Source organism: Rhodococcus sp. 4CII (assembly GCF_014256275.1).
GTDB classification, from domain to species: domain Bacteria; phylum Actinomycetota; class Actinomycetes; order Mycobacteriales; family Mycobacteriaceae; genus Rhodococcus_F; species Rhodococcus_F wratislaviensis_A.
Genome location: NZ_JACCFE010000002.1, coordinates 5,701,875 through 5,722,746 on the forward strand (window position 1 = coordinate 5,701,875; position 20,872 = coordinate 5,722,746).

The window sequence follows — 20,872 nt, forward strand, 5'->3', positions numbered from 1 at the left end:
CCGACATGATCCAGTCCGTACTGGTCGCCAACCGCGGTGAGATCGCCCGCCGCGTCTTCGCCACCTGCCGCCGCGCAGGCCTCGGCACCGTCGCCGTGTTCTCGGACGCCGACGCACGCAGTCCGCACGTCGGCGATGCCGATGCCGCGGTCCGGCTGCCGGGAAGCAGTCCCGGCGACACCTACCTGCGCGGCGACCTCGTCGTCGAGGCGGCGCTGCTCGCCGGTGCCGATGCGATCCACCCCGGCTACGGGTTCCTCTCCGAGAATGCGGCGTTCGCGCGCGCCGTCCACGACGCGGGACTGACGTGGATCGGGCCGCCCGCGCCCGCCATCGAGATGATGGGTTCGAAGGTCGAGTCCAAGAAGATGATGGCCGCCGCCGGGGTTCCCGTGCTCGCCGAACTCGACCCGGACGCCGTCACCGAAGCCGATCTGCCGGTGCTCGTCAAGGCGTCCGCGGGCGGCGGCGGACGCGGCATGCGCGTCGTGCGGGCACTCGCAGACCTGCCCGAACATCTGGAAGGCGCCCGCCGCGAAGCGCAATCGGCATTCGGTGACCCGACCGTGTTCTGCGAGCGGTACCTGGAGACGGGCAGGCACATCGAGGTCCAGGTGATGGCCGACCGGCACGGAACCGTGTGGGCGGTGGGGGAGCGGGAATGCTCCATCCAGCGCCGGCACCAGAAGGTGGTGGAGGAGGCGCCGTCCCCGTTGGTCGAGGCCGTCCCCGGGATGCGTGAGCGGCTGTTCGAGGCGGCCCGGCTCGCGGCGAAGGCCATCGACTACGAGGGCGCGGGCACCGTCGAGTTCCTGGCCGACCACGCGGGTGACTTCTACTTCCTCGAGATGAACACCCGCCTGCAGGTCGAGCATCCCGTCACCGAATGCACCACCGGACTCGACCTGGTGGAGCTGCAGCTGCAGGTCGCGAACGGGCTGGCGCTGGACGCCACGCCGCCCGCGGTGTCCGGCCACTCCATCGAGGTCCGGTTGTACGCGGAGGATCCCGCGCAGAACTGGCAGCCGCAGAGCGGGCCGGTGCACCACCTCGAATTGCCGGGCAATGCGGTCGAATTCGACGTTCTCCGCTCCCCGGGAATCCGGCTGGACTCCGGGGTGGTCGACGGATCGGCCGTCGGCGTGCACTACGACCCGATGCTCGCGAAGGTCATCTCGTTCGCGCCGACCCGCACGCAGGCCGCGGCCGGGTTGGCCGCCGCGTTGAGGCGTGCGCGGATCCACGGACTGCGCACCAACCGCGACCTCCTCGTCAACGTCCTCCGTCACCCGGCATTCCTGGCGGGAGACACGGACACCGCCTTCTTCGACACCCACGGGCTGGACGTGCTGGCGCAGCCACTGGCCTCGGCGGAGACCGAGCGACTGTCGGCGCTGGCCGCCGCGCTCGCCGACGCCGCACACAACCGCGACGTCGCGACGGTGAACAGGTCCCTGCCCAGCGGATGGCGGAACCTGGCGTCCGCGCCGCAGGGTAAGACGTTCACGGGCACGGGCGGCGACCTCGAGATCCGGTACCTGCACACCCGGTACGGGCTGAAGGCCGAGGATTTCGACGACGTCTCCCTCGTGTCCGCCACGGCGCGGCACGTCATCCTGGACGTCGGGGGGCTGCGCCGGTCGTTCGCGGTGTCCCGGTACGGGGACGACGTGTTCGTCGACTCCGCGCTGGGCCCGGTGAGCCTGCACGCGGCACCGCGATTCACCGATCCGAGTGCGGTCGTCGCCGAGGGGTCGCTGCTCGCACCGATGCCCGGATCCGTGATCCGCCTCGGCGCCGAGGCCGGCGATTCCGTGACCGCCGGTCAGCCGATCGTCTGGCTCGAGGCGATGAAGATGGAACACACCATCAAGGCACCGGCATCCGGTGTCCTCACCGAACTTTCCGTGACCGCCGGTCAGCAGGTCGACGTGGGAACGGTCCTGGCAGTGGTCGAGGCAGCGCAGACAGAAGGGCAATCATGAGCTTCATCGAGACCGAAGAACAGAAGGAACTCCGCGCCTCCGTGTCGAGGCTCGGGGAGCGTTTCAACTACGTCGACTACGTGCTGCCCCGGGCGCGGCGGGGCGAACCGCTCACCGAATTGTGGAACGAGGCAGGCAAACTCGGCTTCCTCGGGGTCAACCTTCCCGAGGAATACGGGGGTGGCGGCGCGGGCATCTACGAACTGGCCCTCGTCCAGGAGGAACTCGCCGCCCACGGCGCCGGCCTCCTGCTGGTGGTCGTGTCGCCTGCCATCTGCGGCACGATCATCGGCAAGTACGGCACCGAGGAGCAGAAGCGGACCTGGCTCCCCGCACTCGCCGACGGGTCGAAGATCATGGCGTTCGGGATCACCGAGGCCGACGCCGGATCCAACTCGCACCAGATCGCGACCACCGCGCGTCGGGACGGCGAGGACTGGCTGCTGAGTGGGAACAAGATCTACATCTCCGGGGTGGACCAGGCCGACGCCGTCCTGATCGTCGCGCGGACCGAGGACTCGAAGACCGGGAAGCTGAAGCCGGCGCTGTTCATCGTCCCCACCGGCGCGGAGAACTTCGTGAAGACGCCGATGGAAATGGACATCGTCGAACCCGATCACCAGTTCATGCTGTTCCTCGACGACGTCCGGTTGCCCGGCGACGCACTCGTCGGTGAGGCGGACGCGGCGCTGATGCAGCTGTTCGCGGGTCTGAATCCCGAACGCATCCTCGGCGCCGCGATGGCGATCGGCATGGGCCGTTACGCGCTGGACGCCGCGGTGCGGTTCGCGAAGGAGCGCACGGTGTGGAAGGAGCCGATCGGAGCGCACCAGGGCATCTCGCATCCGCTCGCACAGATCAAGATCGAACTCGAACTCGCCAAGCTGATGATGCAGAAGGCGGCCGTCCTCTACGACAGCGGCGACGACTTCCGCGCCGCCGAGGCCGCCAACATGGCCAAATACGCCGCCGCCGAGGCCAGCATCAAGGCACTCGACCAGGCCGTGCAGACGCACGGTGGCGCAGGCCTGACCAGGGAATACGGTCTCGCGGCGATGCTCGGTGCGGCGCGCATCGCCCGCGTCGCACCGGTGAGCCGGGAAATGATCCTCAATTTCGTGTCCCAGCACTCGCTCGGGTTGCCGAAGTCGTACTGATGTCGAACGGACAGCACATGACCGATGTGGAAGCCGACCGGTACGTCCGGTACGAGGTGGACCGGGGGTTCGCCACACTCACCCTCGACTCGCCGCACAACAGGAACGCGATCTCCGGCAGGCTCGTGGGCGAACTGCTGCAGGGGCTGCGGGACGCCGCCGCGGACAACGACGTCCGCGGCGTCGTCCTCACCCACACGGGCGGCACGTTCTGCGCCGGGGCCGATCTGAGCGAGACGTCCGGCGACGTGGGCTCGCGGACCCGGCAGATGGCCGACTTGCTGCGGGCCATCGTCGAACTGCCCAAGCCGGTGATCGCCCGGATCGACGGTCACGTCAGGGCCGGGGGCATGGGCCTCGTCGGGGCGTGCGACATCGCCGTCGCCGGCCCGCGCAGCACGTTCGCGCTCACCGAGGTCCGGCTCGGACTCGCCGCGTCGATCATCTCCCTGACGGTGCTGCCCCGCATCGATTCGCGCGCCGCGAGCCGCTACCTGCTGACGGGCGAGAAGTTCGGCGCCCACGAGGCGGAGGCGATCGGACTGATCAGCGAGTCCGCTCAGGATCCCGAGGACACCGTCGCGGAACTGCTCGACCAGTTGCGGCAGGCATCCCCGCAGGGACTGGCCGAGTCGAAGACCCTCACGACGCGCGCTGTTCTCGCCGACTTCGACCGGTACACGGACGAGCTGACCGCCCAGTCGGCGAGGCTGTTCGAATCCGAGGAGGCGCGGGAAGGCATGATGGCGTTTCTGCAGAAGCGCCCACCGAGATGGGCCTCCGGCCCCGTGCGTGGTTGACGAGTCCCAGGACTCGCCAACCACGCACGGGCGCGCAGCGCGACGAGAGGAAGGTGACACATGACCCGCGAACCGAAGCAGGACCGTAGCCGGGTCACGCGCCGGCACCTCCTCGAGGTCACCATCGACTGCCTCGCCGAACTCGGCTGGGGTGCCACCACGGTCAGCCTCGTCGCCCAGCGCGCCGGAGTGTCCCGCGGCGCCACCCAGCACCATTTCCCCACCCGCGAAGACCTCATCACCGCCGCGCTCGAGGTGATGTTCGACGCCCGGATGGAGCAGGCCCGGCGGGAGGCCACCGACCTGCCCGACGGGGCCGGACGCACCGAGGCGGTCGTGTCGCGGCTCGTCGACTACTACACGGGAACCCTCTTCAAGGCGGCGCTGCAGGTGTGGACGGCCGCCGCCGCGGACCCCGAACTCCGGGCCCGGATCGTGCCGCTCGAGGAACGGTTCGGCAGGATCGCGCACCGCACCGCCGTCGAGCATTTCGGGTTCGACGACACCGACCCGGTGGCGCACCGACTGGTCCAGGCCACCCTGGACCTCGCGCGGGGACTCGGCCTGGCCGACGTGCTGACGGACGACTCGAAACGACGCGCGGACATCGTGCGGCAGTGGGCGGCGCAGTTGGACGCGGCCGTCCGCGACTGACCGGGCAAAGAACGCGAGGATCGGTAGAGTCACCGACCATGGGCCGGATATGGGGAGCGCTCGTCCTGATCACCGTCGCGGCCGGTCTGGCCGGCTGTGGGGGAAACGGGGACGATTCCGGGACCGATCCGGCCGCGCAGGCACCCCAGCAGGTGACGGACCCGGGCCCGTTCTTCGGGCAGTGCGGCTCGGTCACCGACGACGAGGTGGCGAAGGCGTTCGGGATGCCTCCCTTCACCGGGGTAACGCGTAATTCCGTCGGCTGCGAATGGGAGACCGCGGGAATAGGCGGTCCCAGCGTGACGTTCTCGTGGTACCGCGGCAGTCCCATCGGCCGTGAGCGTGCGGGCTCGGAACTGATCGGCCGCCCGGCCACCGACATCGACGTCCAGGGACATCCCGGATTCATGGCATCGTCCCAGGGAATTCTGTGTGAACTCGGTGTGGAATTCGGCGGCGACTTCGTGCACTGGTCCGTGATGTACGCCGACGCGCAACCCGCCGCGGACCCGTGCACGGTGGCGCGGAGTCTCGCCGAACTCAACGTGTCGAGGGCCAAGTGAGCGGGGGAGTGATGAGCAGTGGAACGTGGCGCGCCGCACGGGTCCTGATCGCGGCCACCGCGGTCGGGCTGATCGCGGGATGCGGGTCGTCGATCGAGGGCTCTCCGAGAGCGGAGGGGGCGTCGTCGTCCGGCGACACCGAAAAGTTCACGGCCCTGCTCGAGGAGTGCAACGCGGTCTCGGACGAACAGATCGCCCAGACCGTCGGTGCCGACGCCATCCAGCGGGGGTTTTTCGGCGCGATCTGCCGCTGGGACGCGGTCGGTTCGAGCGGTCCCGTGAAGGTGACGTTCAACTGGTTCGAGACGGGCTCACTCGATACGGAGAAGTCGACCGGGGAGAAGCTGGGATACACCGTGGAGTCGTCGACGATTCAGGGCCGCAGGGCCGTCGTGATGCGGCCTCCGGACGATCCGGGGGCGTGCGGCGTGACGGTCGGATCGCCCTCCGCGGGCGTCGTCGGCTGGTGGGTACAGTTCAGGGCGGGGGCGGCAGATCCCTGCAAAGCGGCGTCGACGCTTGCGGATCTGACGCTCAATCTGAGTAGTTGATGTGCCCGTACCCGTACCGACAGCTCCACGTAATACCGCACAGTGCAGGTCAGCCCTTACCACTGCCAGCCCACTTTGACCTTCCGGCGCGCCGCCGGGTATCGTTGTGGGTCGTGTCCGGCATGCCCGGGCCGATCTGTGTGCCTAGCGAGGTATTGCCGTGCGCGCGTTCGTGCAGATTTCTGCATGGAACGAGCATCCGGCTGCCTGTGTGGGGGTATGCGACACACCCGACCTCGGGTGCAGCTCGAGGAGCGGGTGAGGGGCAGCAGCTCTCTTGCCCCAACTGCTAGATCCCTAATTTCAGAACAGCCAAGGTTGCTTGTCCAGAGCAGTCTGTTCAACACGAGGAAAGCCGGTAAATGCCAACCATCAACCAGCTGGTCCGCAAGGGCCGCCGCGACAAGACCGCGAAGGTCAAGACGGCAGCCCTCAAGGGCAGCCCGCAGCGTCGTGGCGTGTGCACCCGCGTGTACACCACCACCCCGAAGAAGCCGAACTCGGCGCTCCGTAAGGTCGCGCGTGTGCGCTTGACCAGCTCCGTCGAGGTCACCGCTTACATCCCGGGTGAGGGCCACAACCTGCAGGAGCACTCGATGGTGCTCGTTCGCGGTGGTCGTGTGAAGGACCTCCCGGGTGTGCGCTACAAGATCATCCGCGGCTCCCTCGACACCCAGGGTGTCAAGGGCCGCAAGCAGGCCCGCAGCCGCTACGGCGCCAAGAAGGAGAAGAGCTAATGCCACGTAAGGGCCCCGCTCCGAAGCGTCCGCTCATCAACGACCCGGTCTACGGTTCGCCCCTGGTGACGCAGCTCGTCAACAAGATCCTGCTGGACGGCAAGAAGTCCACCGCCGAGCGCATCGTCTACGAAGCACTCGAGCAGGCGCGCGAGAAGACCGGCACCGATCCGGTCGTCACCCTCAAGCGTGCACTGGACAACGTCAAGCCTGCCCTCGAGGTCCGCAGCCGCCGTGTCGGTGGCGCCACCTACCAGGTGCCGGTCGAGGTCCGTCCGGGCCGTTCCACCACCCTCGCGCTGCGCTGGCTGGTGACCTTCTCCCGGCAGCGCCGTGAGAAGACGATGGTCGAGCGTCTCGCCAACGAGCTCCTCGACGCCAGCAACGGCCTCGGTGCCGCTGTGAAGCGCCGTGAGGACACTCACAAGATGGCCGAAGCCAACAAGGCATTCGCCCACTACCGCTGGTGACGTCACGTCGGAGCAGTCACCTACCGTGACTGCTCCGGCGTCGTCGCACGTCGAGCCCCTACCGGGGACCGGCTGATCTACAACTCGAGACAATGGCCCCGCTGGTGGAACACCGGGGAGGCCGTCACCCGATACACGAGCTACGAGCGGGGAAGAATCCTGTGGCACAGGAAGTGCTGACCGACCTGAACAAGGTCCGCAACATCGGCATCATGGCGCACATCGATGCCGGCAAGACCACGACCACCGAGCGCATCCTGTTCTACACCGGTGTCAACTACAAGATCGGTGAGACGCACGACGGTGCGTCGACGACGGACTGGATGGAGCAGGAGAAGGAACGCGGCATCACGATCACCTCTGCCGCGGTGACCTGCTTCTGGAACAACAACCAGATCAACATCATCGACACGCCGGGCCACGTCGACTTCACCGTCGAGGTGGAGCGTTCGCTCCGCGTGCTCGACGGCGCCGTTGCCGTTTTCGACGGCAAGGAGGGCGTCGAGCCCCAGTCGGAGCAGGTGTGGCGTCAGGCCGCCAAGTACGACGTTCCGCGCATCTGTTTCGTCAACAAGATGGACAAGATGGGCGCGGACTTCTACTTCACGGTCCAGACCATCATCGACCGCCTCGGCGCGAAGCCGCTCGTCCTGCAGCTGCCGATCGGCGCCGAGGACGACTTCGACGGCGTCGTCGACCTGGTCGAGATGAAGGCTGTCACCTGGCGTGGCACGGTCGCCATCGGCGCCGAGCCCACCATCGAGGAGATCCCGGCCGATCTCGCCGACAAGGCTGCCGAGTACCGCGAGAAGCTGCTCGAGACGGTCGCCGAGTCCGACGAGAAGCTCATGGAGAAGTACTTCGCCGGTGAGGAACTCTCCGTCGAGGAGATCAAGGGCGCCATCCGCAAGATGACGGTCAACTCCGAGCTGTACCCGGTTCTGTGTGGCTCCGCGTTCAAGAACAAGGGCGTTCAGCCCATGCTCGACGCGGTCATCGACTACCTGCCGAACCCGCTGGACATCGGCGAGGTCCAGGGTCACGCCCTCGGCAACGAAGAAGAAATTCTCACGCGTAAGCCGAGCAAGGAAGAGCCGTTCTCGGCTCTCGCCTTCAAGATCGCGTCGCACCCCTTCTTCGGCAAGCTGACGTTCGTCCGCGTGTACTCCGGCCGGATCGATCCGGGCGCCCAGGTCATGAATGCGACCAAGGGCAAGAAGGAGCGCATCGGAAAGCTCTTCCAGATGCACGCCAACAAGGAGAACCCGGTCGACGAGGCCGTGGCCGGCCACATCTACGCGATGATCGGTCTGAAGGACACCACGACCGGTGACACCCTGTGTGCACAGGACGCCCCGATCGTGCTCGAGTCCATGAGCTTCCCGGACCCGGTCATCCAGGTCTCGATCGAGCCCAAGACCAAGTCCGACCAGGAGAAGCTGGGCACCGCGATCCAGAAGCTCGCCGAAGAGGACCCGACGTTCTCCGTCGAGCTCGACGAGGAGACCGGCCAGACCGTCATCGGCGGCATGGGCGAGCTCCACCTCGACATCCTCGTCGACCGTATGCGTCGCGAGTTCAAGGTCGAGGCCAACGTCGGCAAGCCGCAGGTCGCCTACCGCGAGACCATCACCAAGAAGGTCGAGAAGCACGACTACACCCACAAGAAGCAGACGGGTGGATCGGGCCAGTTCGCCAAGGTGATCATCGCGCTGGAGCCGTTCGTCGGCGAAGACGGTGCCACCTACGAGTTCGAGAACAAGGTCTCCGGCGGTCGCATCCCTCGCGAGTACATCCCGTCCGTGGATGCAGGCGCGCAGGACGCGATGCAGTACGGCGTTCTCGCCGGCTACCCGCTGGTGAACCTGAAGCTGTCGCTGCTCGACGGTGCTTACCACGACGTCGACTCGTCGGAAATGGCCTTCAAGGTTGCCGGTTCGCAGGCGCTGAAGGAAGCCGCCCGCAAGGCCGGCCCGGTCATTCTCGAGCCGCTCATGGCTGTCGAGGTCACCACACCCGAGGAGTACATGGGTGACGTGATCGGCGACCTGAACTCCCGCCGTGGCCAGATCCAGGCCATGGAGGAACGCAGTGGTGCCCGTGTCGTGAAGGCGCTGGTTCCGCTCTCGGAGATGTTTGGTTACATCGGTGATCTGCGGTCGAAGACCCAGGGCCGGGCGAACTTCTCCATGGTGTTCGATTCCTACGCAGAGGTTCCCGCGAACGTCTCGAAGGAAATCATCGCCAAGGCGACCGGCGAGTAACCTCGGTTCCAGCCGGCCGAAGCACGACCCAGAAATAACAACCGCACTGCTGCATACCGCAAGCATCAATCAGTCCAGGAGGACACACAGTGGCGAAGGCGAAGTTCGAGCGGACGAAGCCGCACGTGAACATCGGCACCATCGGTCACGTCGACCACGGCAAGACCACGCTGACCGCGGCCATCACCAAGGTTCTGCACGACGCGTACCCGGATCTCAACGAGGCCTCGGCCTTCGACGAGATCGACAAGGCTCCTGAGGAGAAGGCTCGCGGTATCACGATCAACATCTCGCATGTTGAGTACCAGACCGAGAAGCGCCACTACGCGCACGTCGACGCTCCCGGTCACGCCGACTACATCAAGAACATGATCACCGGTGCGGCGCAGATGGACGGCGCCATCCTCGTGGTCGCGGCCACCGACGGCCCGATGCCCCAGACGCGTGAGCACGTGCTGCTCGCCCGCCAGGTCGGCGTGCCGTACATCCTCGTCGCCCTGAACAAGGCCGACATGGTGGACGACGACGAGATCATCGAGCTCGTCGAGATGGAGGTCCGTGAGCTCCTCGCTGCGCAGGAGTTCGACGAGGAAGCCCCCGTCGTCAAGGTCTCCGCTCTCAAGGCGCTCGAGGGCGACCCGGAGTGGACCAAGAACATCCTCGAGCTCATGGCTGCGGTCGACGAGTCCATCCCGGACCCGGTTCGCGAGACCGAGAAGCCCTTCCTCATGCCCGTCGAGGACGTCTTCACGATCACCGGTCGTGGCACCGTCGTCACCGGTCGTATCGAGCGTGGCGTGATCAACGTCAACGAGGACGTCGAGATCGTCGGCATCAAGGAAACCAAGACCAAGACCACGGTCACGGGTATCGAGATGTTCCGCAAGCTCCTCGACTCGGGCCAGGCGGGCGACAACGTCGGTCTGCTGGTTCGTGGTATCAAGCGCGAAGATGTCGAGCGTGGACAGGTTGTCGTCAAGCCCGGCACCACCACCCCGCACACCGAGTTCGAGGGCCAGGCGTACATCCTGTCCAAGGACGAGGGCGGCCGCCACACGCCGTTCTTCAACAACTACCGTCCGCAGTTCTACTTCCGTACCACGGACGTGACGGGCGTTGTGACGCTGCCCGAGGGCACCGAGATGGTCATGCCCGGTGACAACACCGAGATGTCCGTCAAGCTGATCCAGCCCGTCGCCATGGACGAGGGCCTGCGCTTCGCGATCCGCGAAGGCGGCCGTACCGTCGGCGCCGGCAAGGTCACGAAGATCAACAAGTGATCTAGCTTCACCAACGCCGATGGCGCTCACCCTCCGGGGTGGGCGCCATCGGCGTTTTCGGGGCGAGAACTCAGCTTTCGACGTGCACCGGGTGGTCGGCGCGGTCGAGGTGGAGCAGGACCTGCGTGGCGACCTCTTGTCCGCCGAGGGTCGATGCGACCCACGAGGCGACGTCCTCGGATTTGCGGGTGAAGTCGTAGATGTCGAGGGTGGCGTCGGCGGTCACGACGATCGAGAGTGTGGGGAGGCCGCGTTCGATCACCGCGCGGGCACGCGTCTGCCGGACACCGGGGTATTGGGCGAGTTCGCTGGCGACCCCGTTCGCGAGGGAACCGAGATCGACGGTGACGAACGTGCCCGACTCGCGGTCCGGCACGGCGACGGGAGACGTGCGACGCCGGGTGAGGTCGAGGGCGAGGAGCACGATCCCGAACACCAGTCCCACGAGCACCGTCGCGGCGAGGGCCCAGCCCCACCAGTCCTGGTCGGGTAGTGCGGTGACCCGTTCGCGGTCGTACCGCGCGACCCATTCGCGGACGAGGGGAACCCGCAGGTCCCAGGCGACGGCGTAGGCGCCGAATCCGAGGAGTGCGAGGCCGACGAGAAGGACGATCACGCGGTTGACGGCGGCGGTCCGATGTCTCACGGCTTCACCTGCACTCGGAGTTCGGGGGATCGGCCGAGCAGCGACAGCGTCGGTTCCACGGCCTCGCGGACGGAGATGGCCACGTCGCCTGCGGGTGTCGACTCGGTGCGCACCACGCGGACGGTGACGTGTTTGCGGTCGACCGTGGTGTGCGCCGACAGCACCCCGGGCACGGTGTTGGCGTGGCTGCTGGAATTGCGGGCCAGATCGGTGGGGCGAAGCCACACGATAGGGGTGTCGCCGACGGCGAGTGGCAGATGGGTGCGAGGCCGCGGTTTGAGGGCCGCGACGATGAAGACGATCCCTAGCGCTATGGCGCCCACGGCGACGGGGACGATCCAGTCGGACCAGTGCAGCCGGCCGAGCCATTGGACGGTGTTGCGGATCCACGGTGCGTTGGCGAAGGTGCCGCGCATGATCAGCAGTTCGCGCGCGGCGACGACCGCGAGACCGAGGGCTCCGACGGCGACGAGGATCGCGGCGGGCACGGCGGCCGGTGTGGCCCGCGGTGTGCGTGGCCGGACGGGCGCCACCGGGGTGGGCGGCGCGGTCGGGTCCCCTTGCTCGGCGAAGAGGCTCTCGCTCGAACTGTCCTCGGGTGCAGCAGATTCCGTTCCGACAACCACGATGTTGAGTTCGATGACCGGCATGTTGGTCATCTCCTCGACCTGACGGTGCACCTGAGCGCGGACCCGGCGGTTGAGGAGGTCGAGGTGGCACGGCCACTGCACTGCGATGTAGAGGTTGATCGCGACGGCGTCCGCCCCCGTCGAGACGTCGGCGCGCGGGAGTTCGCGACCGGTGAGGCGGGACAGCCCGCCCGACTGCTTGACGACGCCCGGCACCTGGAGCGCCGCGGCGACGGCGATCTTCACGACGGCGCGTTCCTTGATCACCAGTTCGCCGCGCAGGGCGGTGTCGTCGAGCAGTGCCTCGTCCTGGGGGCCGGCGGCTGCGGTGGACGGTTCAGCCACGGCCGCGGCTTCGGAGGATGGCGCCGAGGTCGAGGTGGCCGTCGCGGTGCGCGCCGACGGCCATGCCCAAGGCGCCGAGGAGGACTGCGAAGACGAACCCGCTGAACCCGCCGAGGATCCCGGCGAGGGCGAGCAGTAATCCGACGATCAGGCCGGTGACGGTGCTGTTCATTGAGCGTGTCCTGTCTCTGTCAGGAGGTCTTCGATGATCACGTCGACGGGGACGTCCACCAGCGGTTCCACTGCGGCCCGAACTCTGTCGGCGGTGTCGACGACGTTGTCGGGATAGCGCGCCGCGAGGTGGACGGCGCAGGACGTGGGGCCGACGGTCACGCCGGTCACCCGGCGCCCCGGCAGGTAGGTGGCGACTTCACCGAACGCGCCGCCGTGCATCGCCGCCACTCCGGGGGTCGCGAGCACGGCGGCGACGATGCGTTCGGAGATGTCTTCGGTGTGGTCGTCCCCTGGGAGTGGGCCGGTCACTGCACCCTCGGTTTGCCGTCGAGTTCGGTCACGGCCTCGGATTCGTCGAACAGCATGACGTCGAAGACGGTGATGTTCACTTCGGTCACCTCGAGTCCGGTCATGCGTTCGACGGCGGCGATGACGTTCCGGCGGATGCCGACCGCGAGTTCGTGCAGTGCGACGCCGTACTCGGCGACGATGCCGATGTCGATCGCGGCCTGCTTCTCCCCGACCTCGACGGCCACGCCCTGCGCGTGGTTGACGCGGGCACCCGGGATGCGATCCCGGAGGGCGCCGACGGCGCGCGCGGTGCCGCCGCCCACGTCGTACACGCCGTTGATTTCGCGTGTGGCGATTCCCGCGATCTTGGCGACCACGGCGTCCGCGATGATGGTGCGTCCCTCGGAACTGACGAGTTCCGGCGTCGCCCCCGCACCGAACTGCACGCGGCTACGTGCGCCTGAATCGCTGGTCATCGTGGATCCCCTTCGAGTCGCCTGCCTTGCCTTCAACAGTAATGACCACCGACGCTACGCGGGGTTTCCCACGCGCCTTTGCGACCGCGGATCTGCCGCGGGAAGGTGGCCAAAAATATTTGATATGACTAAGCGGTAGCATCTGGCGTGATCCAGGTAACACGAGCGCGGCACGACGAAAGGAACCCGATGACGGAAGAGTCACCCGTTGAGGACGTCGTCACCGACGCCCAGTCGCGGGCAGTCACCCCGGGTGTGGTGGTGCTGTCCGTCCTCACCCTCGCCTTCCTCGCGGTCAGTGGCTACTTCGGCTACACGCACTGGCAGGCCGCGCGGCAGGCGCAGCAGAGGTCCGAGATCCTGGCGGCAGCGCGGCAGGGCGTCGTCAACCTGACGACGATGGACTTCGAGCGGGCCGACGAGGACGTGCAACGGGTGCTCGACGGCTCGGCCGGAGATTTCCGCGACGAGTTCGAGGCCCGGTCCAAGGACCTCGTCGCGGTCATGCAGGAGGCCAAGGTCAAGTCCGAGGGGGAGGTGCGGCAGGCGGCGATCGAAACGCAGAACGGCGACTCCGCGGACGTGCTCGTCGCCGTCGCCCAGAAGGTGTCGAACGCAGGTGGGGCGACGGAGGAACCGCGCGGCCAGAGAATGCGCGTCACGATGCAACTCGACGACGGCTCCTACAAGATCGTGAAGGCGGGGTTCGTGCAGTGAGCACCGAGACGTCACCGAAACCACGCAGGCTCCTCCTGATCCTGGGCGCGCTCAGTGTGATCACGGCCGTGCTGGCCGGAGTTCTGTACTTCACGCTCTACCGTTCCGACCGGCGCGTCGACGATTCCGTCCGCGCGGCCGTCACCGACACCGCATCGCAGGGCGCGATCGCGCTGCTGTCGTATCGGCCGGACACGGTGGAACGCGACGTCGGGTCCGCCCGGGATCGTCTGACGGGTGAGTTCCTCGACTACTACACGAAGTTCACGACCGAGGTCGTCATTCCGGCGGCGAAGGAGAGTCAGGTCGCCACGCAGGCAACCGTCGCCGCCTCCGGCCCCGTCGACGTGCAGGCCGACACCGCGAGAGTGCTGCTGTTCGTCAACCAGACCACCACCAGCGCAGCGAAACCGGACCCGGCGACGACGGCGACGAGCATCGACGTCACACTCACCAAATCCGGTGACAACTGGCTGATCTCCGGCTTCGATCCCGTTCAAGCCCACGAGTAGCGTTGGCGCCCATGAGTACTCTTCGAGAGGTCGGCGACCGGGAGTCGTGGCGCTGCTGGCTGTGCGACGAACCGGTGGATCCCGACATGTCGGTCAACGATCCGCGCGGCCCCAGCATCGACAGCGTCGTCACCGCGAAGAAGGCGAAGGTAAAGGGCGGCGTCGAACGCCTCGCGCACCGTGCGTGCAACACCAAGAAGGGCGCCGTGAAACCCGTCGTGCCGTGGCCCGACCGGTTGTTCGTCGTCGATCCCGCCCCGATCATCGGCGTGGTCGAGCAACTGGGCCGCAAGGGCGGGCGGGTCGCGGTGGCGCGGTGTCCGGGCAGATCGGACGCGGAGGACGCGTCGGAGTGGTTGCTCGACCGGTTGTCGCGTCTCGCCCCGGAACTGAATGTGGAGACGCAGATCGACGCCGCGGGTGGCGCCTATCTGCTCGTCCTGCGCACCGCCTGAGCTGTGAGTACTCGTTAACCGCGGGCGGTTGACGAGTACTCACGGGCGGCGGAGCCGCACGAGGGAGTACCGTCGGAGCCAGAACATGAATCCGACCTCGAGTGCGAAGGAATTCCGATGAATCTGGCCTTGACCGACGAGGAGCTGGCGTTCCGCGACGAGATGCGAACGTTCTTCACCACGCAGATTCCGGCGGAGATCCGCGAGCGCTATGCGCGCGGCGAAGAAGTGGGGAAAGAAAGCTTCATCGAGTCCCAGCGGATTCTGAACGCCAACGGCCTCGCGACGCCGCACTGGCCGGTCGAGTGGGGCGGTCGCGACTGGACCGCGGTGCAGAAGCACATCTGGCTCGACGAGTTGCAGCTCGCGTCGGTGCCCGAGCCGCTCGCGTTCAACACCAGTATGGTCGGCCCCGTCATCGCGGCGTTCGGGTCGCAGGAGCAGAAGGAGAAGTTCCTTCCGCCGACGGCCAACCTCGACATCTGGTGGTGCCAGGGATTCTCCGAACCCGAGGCCGGCTCCGACCTCGCGTCGCTGAAGACCCGCGCCGTCCGCGACGGCGACGACTACGTGATCAACGGCCAGAAGACGTGGACCACCCTCGCGCAGCACGCCGACTGGATCTTCGTCCTCGCCCGCACCAACCCGGACGCCCCCAAGAAGCAGGCCGGCATCTCCTTCATCCTCGTCGACATGAAGACGCCCGGCGTCACGGTGCGTCCGATCAAGCTGATCGACGGCGGGTACGAGGTCAACGAGATCTTCTTCGAGGACGTGCGCGTACCCGCCGAGAATCTGGTGGGTGAGGAGAATCAGGGCTGGAGCTACGCCAAGTTCCTGCTCGGCAACGAGCGCACCGGCGTCACCCGCCTCGGATTCTCCAAGGTTCGGCTCGCGCAGGCGAAGGAACGCGCCGCGGAGATCTCGGTCGGGGAGGGAACGCTCCTGGACGACCCGCTGTTCGCCGCCCGCGTCGCGGAACTGGAAAACGAGATCATCGCGCTCGAGCTAACCCAGCTGCGGGTGGTCGCCAGTTCCGCCGACGGCAAGCCGAACCCGGCGTCGTCGCTGCTGAAGCTGCGCGGTTCCGAACTGCAGCAGGCGACGCTCGAACTGCTCACCGACGTCGCGGGACCGGACTCCCTGCCCTTCGCCGCCGGTGACGGGATCTCCTCGCCGCGCTGGGCGCAGCGGACGGCACCCACCTATCTGAACTACCGCAAGGTTTCCATCTACAGCGGATCGAGCGAAGTGCAGCGCAGCATCATCGCCTCCTCGATCCTCGGATTGTGAGGGCGTGACATGGACTTCGAACTGACCGACGAACAGAAACTGCTGCGCGACACCACCCGGGAACTGCTCGGCCGCAGTTACGACGCCGAGAAGCGCAACATCGTCACCGACACCGAGCAGGGGTGGAGCCCGCAGGTGTGGAAGCAACTCGCCGAGGTGGGGCTGCTGGGTCTGAGCTTCGACGAGGAGGACGGCGGGATGGGCGCCGGACCCGTCGAGGTCGCGTCGGTGATGACCGAGATCGGTCGCAGGCTCGCACCCGAACCGGTCCTCGACGCGGTCCTCGTACCTGGTGGACTGATCGCCGCCGCGGGCAGCACGCAGCAGCGGCGCCGGATTCTGCCCGACGTGTCGGACGGCAACCTCCTGCTGGCCTTCGCCGATCGGGAACCGGGTGTGCGCTGGCCGTCTCCCCGGGTGTCGACGACCGCGACGAGGAACGGTGACGCGTGGACGCTGACCGGCACCAAGAATCCGGTCCCGCACGGCGGCAGCGCGCACACGCTGGTCGTCACCGCGGCGCTCCCGGGCGGTGGGGTCGGGCTGTTCCTGGTCGACGCCGATGCGGCCGGTCTGACCCGCACCCCGTACGCCACCCACGACGGGCTGCGGGCCGCGCAGGTGGAACTGTCCGACACCCCGGCGGAGCCGCTCGGTGCGGGCGGCGACGCGTCGTCGGTGATCGTGGGCGCGCAGATCCGGGCGCAGGCGGCACTGGGCGCGGAGGCGGTCGGTGCGATGGAGGAGGCGCTTCGGCTGACGACCGAGTACCTGAAGACCCGCAAGCAGTTCGGTGTCCCGATCGCGAAGTTCCAGACGCTGACGCACCGGGCGGCCGACATGTATGTGTTGCTGGAATTGGCGCGCAGCATGAGTCTCTACGCGACGATGTCGCTGGCCGACGGCACCGTCGATCCGGTGGTCGCCTCACGCGCCAAGCTGCAGATCGGCCGTTCCGCCCGCACGATCGGCCAGGAGGCGATCCAGATGCACGGCGGCATCGGCATGACCGCCGAGTACCCGGTCGGGCACTACGTCAGCCGGTTGACCGCAATCGAGCACACCCTCGGCGGTTCCGACGACCACCTGCGGGTGCTCGCGGCGGCGACCACTCCGGGGACGATCAGCATCATCTAGCCGCACCGGTGAGTCCTTGTCAATCGCCCGCGGTTGACAAGGGCTCACCGGTCCAGGTCTCGGATTGGTATCGGAAAGAGCGTTTTCGACGTGTCGCACGAGGACCCCCGTGTGACGCAGCTAACGTTCTGCGCGCACATCAGAACTCACGGGGGATGTACGTATCTCGGTGAAGGAGCGTTGTCATGGGGTCCGGTCCAGTCAAAGCGATCATGTGGAGCCTGCTCGTCGTGGGACTCGTCGGTGCGGGAGTCGGGATCTCCGAACTGCACGTTCCATGGACGGTCGCATCGCTGATCGTCGCCTCGGTGTCCGGTCTGGTCCTGCTGAGGATCCGCGCCGATGCACATCCCGAACTGCACAGCGACCGCCGGATGGCCGCCGGCTGAAACGGCGCTCAGTCCGTCCGTAGACCGTCCGCCCAGCGGCCGATGTCTCCGCGTTCGAGTGCGAGCGCCAGCAGTTCCGGGAAGTTGTCCGGGGTGCACGCGAACGTCGGGATGCCGAGCCCACCCAGTGCTGCCGCGTTGTCGTGATCGAACGACGGCGCGCCGTCGTCGGACAGTGCCAGCAGCACCACCACTTGGACGCCGGCGCTCTTCATCGCCGCCATCCGCCGCAGCATCTCTGCGCGGATGCCGCCCTCGTACAGGTCCGAGATCAGCACGAACAGCGATTCCGCCGGCCTGTCGATCAGTGACTGGCTGTAGGCGATGGCCCGGTTGATGTCGGTGCCGCCGCCGAGTTGCGTCCCGAACAGGACGTCGACGGGATCGGACAACCTGTCGGTGAGGTCCACGACCGCAGTGTCGAACACGACCAGCGACGTCTTCAGTGCGCGCACGGACGCGAGTACCGCACCGAACACGGATGCGTACACGACGCTCGACGCCATCGAGCCGGACTGGTCGATGGCGAGGACGACGTCGCGGTGCACGGTCTGCGATCGGCGGCCGTATCCGAGGAGCCGTTCGGGCACCACCGTCTTGTGTTCGGGCAGGTAGTGCGCGAGGTTGGCGCGGATGGTGCGATTCCAGTCGATGTCGCGGTACTTGGGGTTGTTGATGCGGGCCGACCTGTTGAGTGCGCCGGTCACCGCGGTCCGGGTCTTCTGCGCGATCCGGTCCTCCACCTGCCGGACCACTTTCTCGACGACCATCCGGGCGGTGGCCTTGCTGGTCTCGGGCATCACCCGGTTCAGGCTCAGCAGTGTGCCGACGAGGTGGACGTCCGGTTCGACGGCGTCGAGCAGTTCGGGTTCGAGAAGCAGTTGCGTGAGTCCGAGCCGGTCGATGGCGTCCTTCTGCATCACCTGCACGACGCTGCTCGGAAAGTAGGTGCGGATGTCGCCGAGCCAGCGCGCGACCTTGGGGGCGGATCCACCGAGGCCGGCGCCGCGGCGCCGGCTCTTCGACCCCTCGCTGCTGGTGTCGTAGAGGGCGGCGAGTGCGCCGTCCATCGAGGTGTCCGCCCGGGACGCCAGCCCGCCGGTGGACTCCTCGGCGGCATTGCCGAGGACCAGGCGCCACCGTCGTAGCCGCTCCGCGTCCTCGCTCACGACGTCACCCCCAGGATGTCGGCGACCGTCCGGATCGCGAGGGTGCCGCGCCGGGCATCGACCGGGGCGGGGGCATCGGCGGCGGAACCACCCTCGACGGACTGTCCGATCGCCCGGCGCTCCCCGGTCTCGAAGCCGCCGAACGTGCGCCGCAGCAGTGGCAGCACGTCGACGAAATCCTGCTCGCGTAGTCCGGACACCCATCCGTCGAACAGTCGGAGCAGTTGCCGATCGTGGACCAGGAGCAGCCCGCCGCCGCCGAGGAAACCGTCGACCCACCCTGCCTTGGCGGACGGTTCGGCGCCGACGGACAGCGCCCGCGACAGCCGGGTGGCGGATTCGGCTTCGCTGACGGCGCCCGCGTCGCGGAGCAACCGGACCATCCGGCCGATCACCAGTCCGTTCACGTCGCCGCGGTCGACCAGGCCGACGAGGGTGCCCAGCCATCGGGCCGACGCACGGTCGTCGTCGCGCAACATCACCGCGGCGTGGACGTCGTCGACGGCACGGCGGAGGTCGAGGGCGCTGTCGTCGTCCAGACCGGATACCGCCGAGGGGAGTCCCGCGCAGATCCGGACGAGGAGGCTGTCGGTGACGCGGGTGAGTGAGGAGACGTCGGTGCCGCGGACGTCGCCGTAGCGCAGGGTCCGGGTGAGGGCGGGCAGGGCGTCCATCAGATGCATCACGTCGTGGTCGAGCGCGGCAGCGCTCTCCAGGGCGCGCAACAGTTCGGCCAGGGCGTCACCGAGATCGGACAGCAGGGCCTGCTCGAGCAGCCGGGTGAGCTGCGCGAGGGTCACGTCGCCGGACGACGCCTCGTCCCGGACCTTCGCCGTCGCCGCGGCCTCGACCGTGGTGCCCCACAGCGACGCTTCGATGATCGACACCGCCAGTTCGGGTTTCCACACGAGTGACCACGTCTCGCGGAAGGTGCCGGTGCCGCGCACCTCGCTCTCGGCGGGGGTCCCCCATCCGACGTCGAGGATCTGCAGGCGGTGCAGGAGGCGGGACCGCGCGACGTCGTTGTCCCGGCGCAGGTCGAGGTCGAGCGCCTTCTCGGTGGCCTGCTGCTTCAGCCGGAGGGTTTTCGCGCGCGCCCGCAGATCGGCGTCGAGGGGAACCGTCGGGGTGTCGTCGGGCACGGCGCCGAGGGCCTCGCCCACGACCAGCCGCCTCGTGATCAGGTCGAGCAGGACGTCGTCGCCGTCGCACATCACGGCGCGGGTGGCCTCGGTGACCTCGGAGAGACCTGCCAGCGGTCGCGCACGCATCGAGGCCAGTGTGTCTGCAAGGCGGACGGATTCGATGACGTGCGCGCTCGACACGGGCAGGTCCTCGGCACGCAGCACCCGCGCGACCTTGGTGAGCCATCGGGTGATCGTTCGGTCCGGGGCGGTGAACAGGTGGTGATACCAGCCGGGGGACGTGATGCCGGCGCCGTACCCGGACGCCGTGGACAACCGCGAATGCGTCCACGGCACCCAGGTGAGGGAGGTCTTGATCTTGGGGATTCCCTTGAGGATTCGCGCGTCCGCGGTGGCCGGGCCCAGGGGTCCGGCGAGTGCCGGGGCATGCCAGGCGCCGCACACCACCGCGATCCGCTGGGCGCCGCCCTTGATCACCTTCCGCAGTGTCTGGCGCATGTACGCCTCGCGCCTGCTGGTGGGTTCGTCGAGTTCGACGGTATCCCGCAGCGCGGTCATGGCGTCGGTGATCGCGTCGAAAGCGTCAGCTCCCGAACCCGATTCGATCACGGCGTCCCACCAGCGTTCGGTGTCGTCGTAACCGGCCGCCGCGGCGAGCTGCGCGAGCGGGTCCTCACGAGCGGGGTCGGCGCGGTCGGCGGCGAGGGTGTTGGCGGCGGGAAGATCGCAGAAGCGGACGTCGACGCCGTGTCCGGCCGCCCACGACAGCGCCTGCCACTCCGGGGAGAACACGGCGAACGGCCAGAACGCCGCGGTCCTGGGTTCGCCGGTGGCGTAGGCCAGCAGGGCCACCGGCGGTTCCATGCTGTCGGATCCGGCCAACGCGACCAGCGGATCGGCGTCCGCGGGCCCCTCGATCAGGACGGCGTCGGGGACGAATTCGTCGAGAGCGCGGCGCACCGAACGCGCCGAACCGGGCCCGTGGTGGCGGATACCGAAAACACGGACGTCGCCCGCCGGCGGGCTCATCGCC

The 20,872-nt window shown here is 67.8% G+C and carries 23 protein-coding genes; 16 read left to right on the forward strand and 7 right to left on the reverse strand.

Annotation, left to right across the window (positions count from 1 at the left end):
- Positions 1-5 precede the first annotated feature (5 nt).
- The 10 genes from H0B43_RS27165 (at position 6) to tuf (ending at position 10,461) form a co-directional block, all read left to right on the forward strand.
- Positions 6-1,985 (forward strand): biotin carboxylase N-terminal domain-containing protein, encoded by a 1,980-nt coding sequence (locus tag H0B43_RS27165; RefSeq protein ID WP_185725108.1) that lies wholly within the window; start codon positions 6-8, stop codon positions 1,983-1,985.
- Positions 1,982-3,142 carry an acyl-CoA dehydrogenase family protein gene (locus H0B43_RS27170; protein ID WP_185725107.1) on the forward strand — a complete coding sequence of 387 codons (1,161 nt, stop codon included), beginning with the start codon at positions 1,982-1,984 and terminating at the stop codon, positions 3,140-3,142. Before H0B43_RS27165 ends, H0B43_RS27170 begins: the two co-directional genes overlap by 4 nt.
- A complete protein-coding gene (locus H0B43_RS27175) occupies positions 3,142-3,942 on the forward strand; it encodes an enoyl-CoA hydratase family protein (RefSeq protein ID WP_185725106.1) in 801 nt (266 codons plus the stop codon). Before H0B43_RS27170 ends, H0B43_RS27175 begins: the two co-directional genes overlap by 1 nt.
- A 60-nt stretch (positions 3,943-4,002) precedes the next feature.
- Positions 4,003-4,596, forward strand: a complete 594-nt coding sequence (locus H0B43_RS27180; protein WP_185725105.1) for a TetR/AcrR family transcriptional regulator — start codon at positions 4,003-4,005, stop codon at positions 4,594-4,596.
- A 38-nt stretch (positions 4,597-4,634) separates the two neighbouring features.
- Positions 4,635-5,159: a DUF3558 domain-containing protein gene (locus tag H0B43_RS27185; RefSeq protein WP_185725104.1), complete on the forward strand. Its 525-nt coding sequence runs from the start codon at positions 4,635-4,637 to the stop codon at positions 5,157-5,159.
- 11 nt (positions 5,160-5,170) lie between these two features.
- Complete coding sequence (locus H0B43_RS27190) at positions 5,171-5,710, forward strand: DUF3558 domain-containing protein (RefSeq protein WP_185725103.1); 540 nt, start codon at positions 5,171-5,173, stop codon at positions 5,708-5,710.
- Between the two features lie 362 nt (positions 5,711-6,072).
- Entirely contained in the window at positions 6,073-6,447 is a 375-nt protein-coding gene (rpsL, locus tag H0B43_RS27195; RefSeq protein WP_005252198.1) for a 30S ribosomal protein S12, read from the forward strand.
- Entirely contained in the window at positions 6,447-6,917 is a 471-nt protein-coding gene (gene rpsG / locus H0B43_RS27200; protein ID WP_005252199.1) for a 30S ribosomal protein S7, read from the forward strand. Before rpsL ends, rpsG begins: the two co-directional genes overlap by 1 nt.
- A 161-nt stretch (positions 6,918-7,078) precedes the next feature.
- Positions 7,079-9,181, forward strand: coding sequence for an elongation factor G (gene fusA, locus H0B43_RS27205; RefSeq protein ID WP_005258137.1), 2,103 nt, complete (start codon positions 7,079-7,081; stop codon positions 9,179-9,181).
- Between the two features lie 89 nt (positions 9,182-9,270).
- Positions 9,271-10,461 (forward strand): elongation factor Tu, encoded by a 1,191-nt coding sequence (gene tuf / locus H0B43_RS27210; RefSeq protein ID WP_185725102.1) that lies wholly within the window; start codon positions 9,271-9,273, stop codon positions 10,459-10,461.
- Positions 10,462-10,531: 70 nt separating this feature from the next.
- Here tuf and H0B43_RS27215 read toward each other — a convergent pair whose 3' ends face one another.
- From H0B43_RS27215 to H0B43_RS27235, 5 genes are read right to left on the reverse strand one after another with little or no spacing between them, the layout of a single operon-like run.
- Positions 10,532-11,107, reverse strand: a complete 576-nt coding sequence (locus tag H0B43_RS27215; RefSeq protein ID WP_185725101.1) for a hypothetical protein — start codon at positions 11,105-11,107, stop codon at positions 10,532-10,534.
- Positions 11,104-12,081: a DUF6286 domain-containing protein gene (locus H0B43_RS27220; RefSeq protein WP_185725100.1), complete on the reverse strand. Its 978-nt coding sequence runs from the start codon at positions 12,079-12,081 to the stop codon at positions 11,104-11,106. Before H0B43_RS27220 ends, H0B43_RS27215 begins: the two co-directional genes overlap by 4 nt.
- Positions 12,074-12,253, reverse strand: coding sequence for a DUF2273 domain-containing protein (locus H0B43_RS27225; protein WP_185725099.1), 180 nt, complete (start codon positions 12,251-12,253; stop codon positions 12,074-12,076). Before H0B43_RS27225 ends, H0B43_RS27220 begins: the two co-directional genes overlap by 8 nt.
- Entirely contained in the window at positions 12,250-12,564 is a 315-nt protein-coding gene (locus H0B43_RS27230) for a hypothetical protein (RefSeq protein WP_185725098.1), read from the reverse strand. The genes H0B43_RS27225 and H0B43_RS27230 overlap by 4 nt, the downstream gene beginning before the upstream one ends.
- Positions 12,561-13,022, reverse strand: a complete 462-nt coding sequence (locus H0B43_RS27235; RefSeq protein WP_073361038.1) for an Asp23/Gls24 family envelope stress response protein — start codon at positions 13,020-13,022, stop codon at positions 12,561-12,563. The genes H0B43_RS27230 and H0B43_RS27235 overlap by 4 nt, the downstream gene beginning before the upstream one ends.
- A 189-nt stretch (positions 13,023-13,211) precedes the next feature.
- Between H0B43_RS27235 and H0B43_RS27240 the strand changes: the two genes are divergently transcribed.
- The 6 genes from H0B43_RS27240 (at position 13,212) to H0B43_RS27265 (ending at position 17,525) form a co-directional block, all read left to right on the forward strand.
- On the forward strand, positions 13,212-13,739 hold the full coding sequence (locus tag H0B43_RS27240; RefSeq protein ID WP_185725097.1) for a hypothetical protein: 528 nt from the start codon (positions 13,212-13,214) through the stop codon (positions 13,737-13,739).
- Positions 13,736-14,251: a twin-arginine translocation pathway signal gene (locus H0B43_RS27245; protein ID WP_185725096.1), complete on the forward strand. Its 516-nt coding sequence runs from the start codon at positions 13,736-13,738 to the stop codon at positions 14,249-14,251. The genes H0B43_RS27240 and H0B43_RS27245 overlap by 4 nt, the downstream gene beginning before the upstream one ends.
- Before the next feature lie 11 nt (positions 14,252-14,262).
- Positions 14,263-14,706, forward strand: coding sequence for a hypothetical protein (locus H0B43_RS27250; RefSeq protein ID WP_185725095.1), 444 nt, complete (start codon positions 14,263-14,265; stop codon positions 14,704-14,706).
- A gap of 117 nt (positions 14,707-14,823) precedes the next feature.
- Positions 14,824-15,999, forward strand: a complete 1,176-nt coding sequence (locus H0B43_RS27255) for an acyl-CoA dehydrogenase family protein (protein ID WP_185725094.1) — start codon at positions 14,824-14,826, stop codon at positions 15,997-15,999.
- 9 nt (positions 16,000-16,008) lie between these two features.
- The gene (locus tag H0B43_RS27260) at positions 16,009-17,136 is read left to right on the forward strand and encodes an acyl-CoA dehydrogenase family protein (RefSeq protein ID WP_185725093.1); all 1,128 of its coding nucleotides are present in this window, start codon (positions 16,009-16,011) and stop codon (positions 17,134-17,136) included.
- A gap of 185 nt (positions 17,137-17,321) precedes the next feature.
- Entirely contained in the window at positions 17,322-17,525 is a 204-nt protein-coding gene (locus tag H0B43_RS27265) for a hypothetical protein (protein WP_141469447.1), read from the forward strand.
- 8 nt (positions 17,526-17,533) lie between these two features.
- Here H0B43_RS27265 and H0B43_RS27270 read toward each other — a convergent pair whose 3' ends face one another.
- Complete coding sequence (locus tag H0B43_RS27270; RefSeq protein ID WP_185725092.1) at positions 17,534-18,694, reverse strand: VWA domain-containing protein; 1,161 nt, start codon at positions 18,692-18,694, stop codon at positions 17,534-17,536.
- Positions 18,691-20,868 carry a DUF5682 family protein gene (locus tag H0B43_RS27275; RefSeq protein ID WP_185729780.1) on the reverse strand — a complete coding sequence of 726 codons (2,178 nt, stop codon included), beginning with the start codon at positions 20,866-20,868 and terminating at the stop codon, positions 18,691-18,693. Before H0B43_RS27275 ends, H0B43_RS27270 begins: the two co-directional genes overlap by 4 nt.
- Positions 20,869-20,872: the final 4 nt, after the last annotated feature.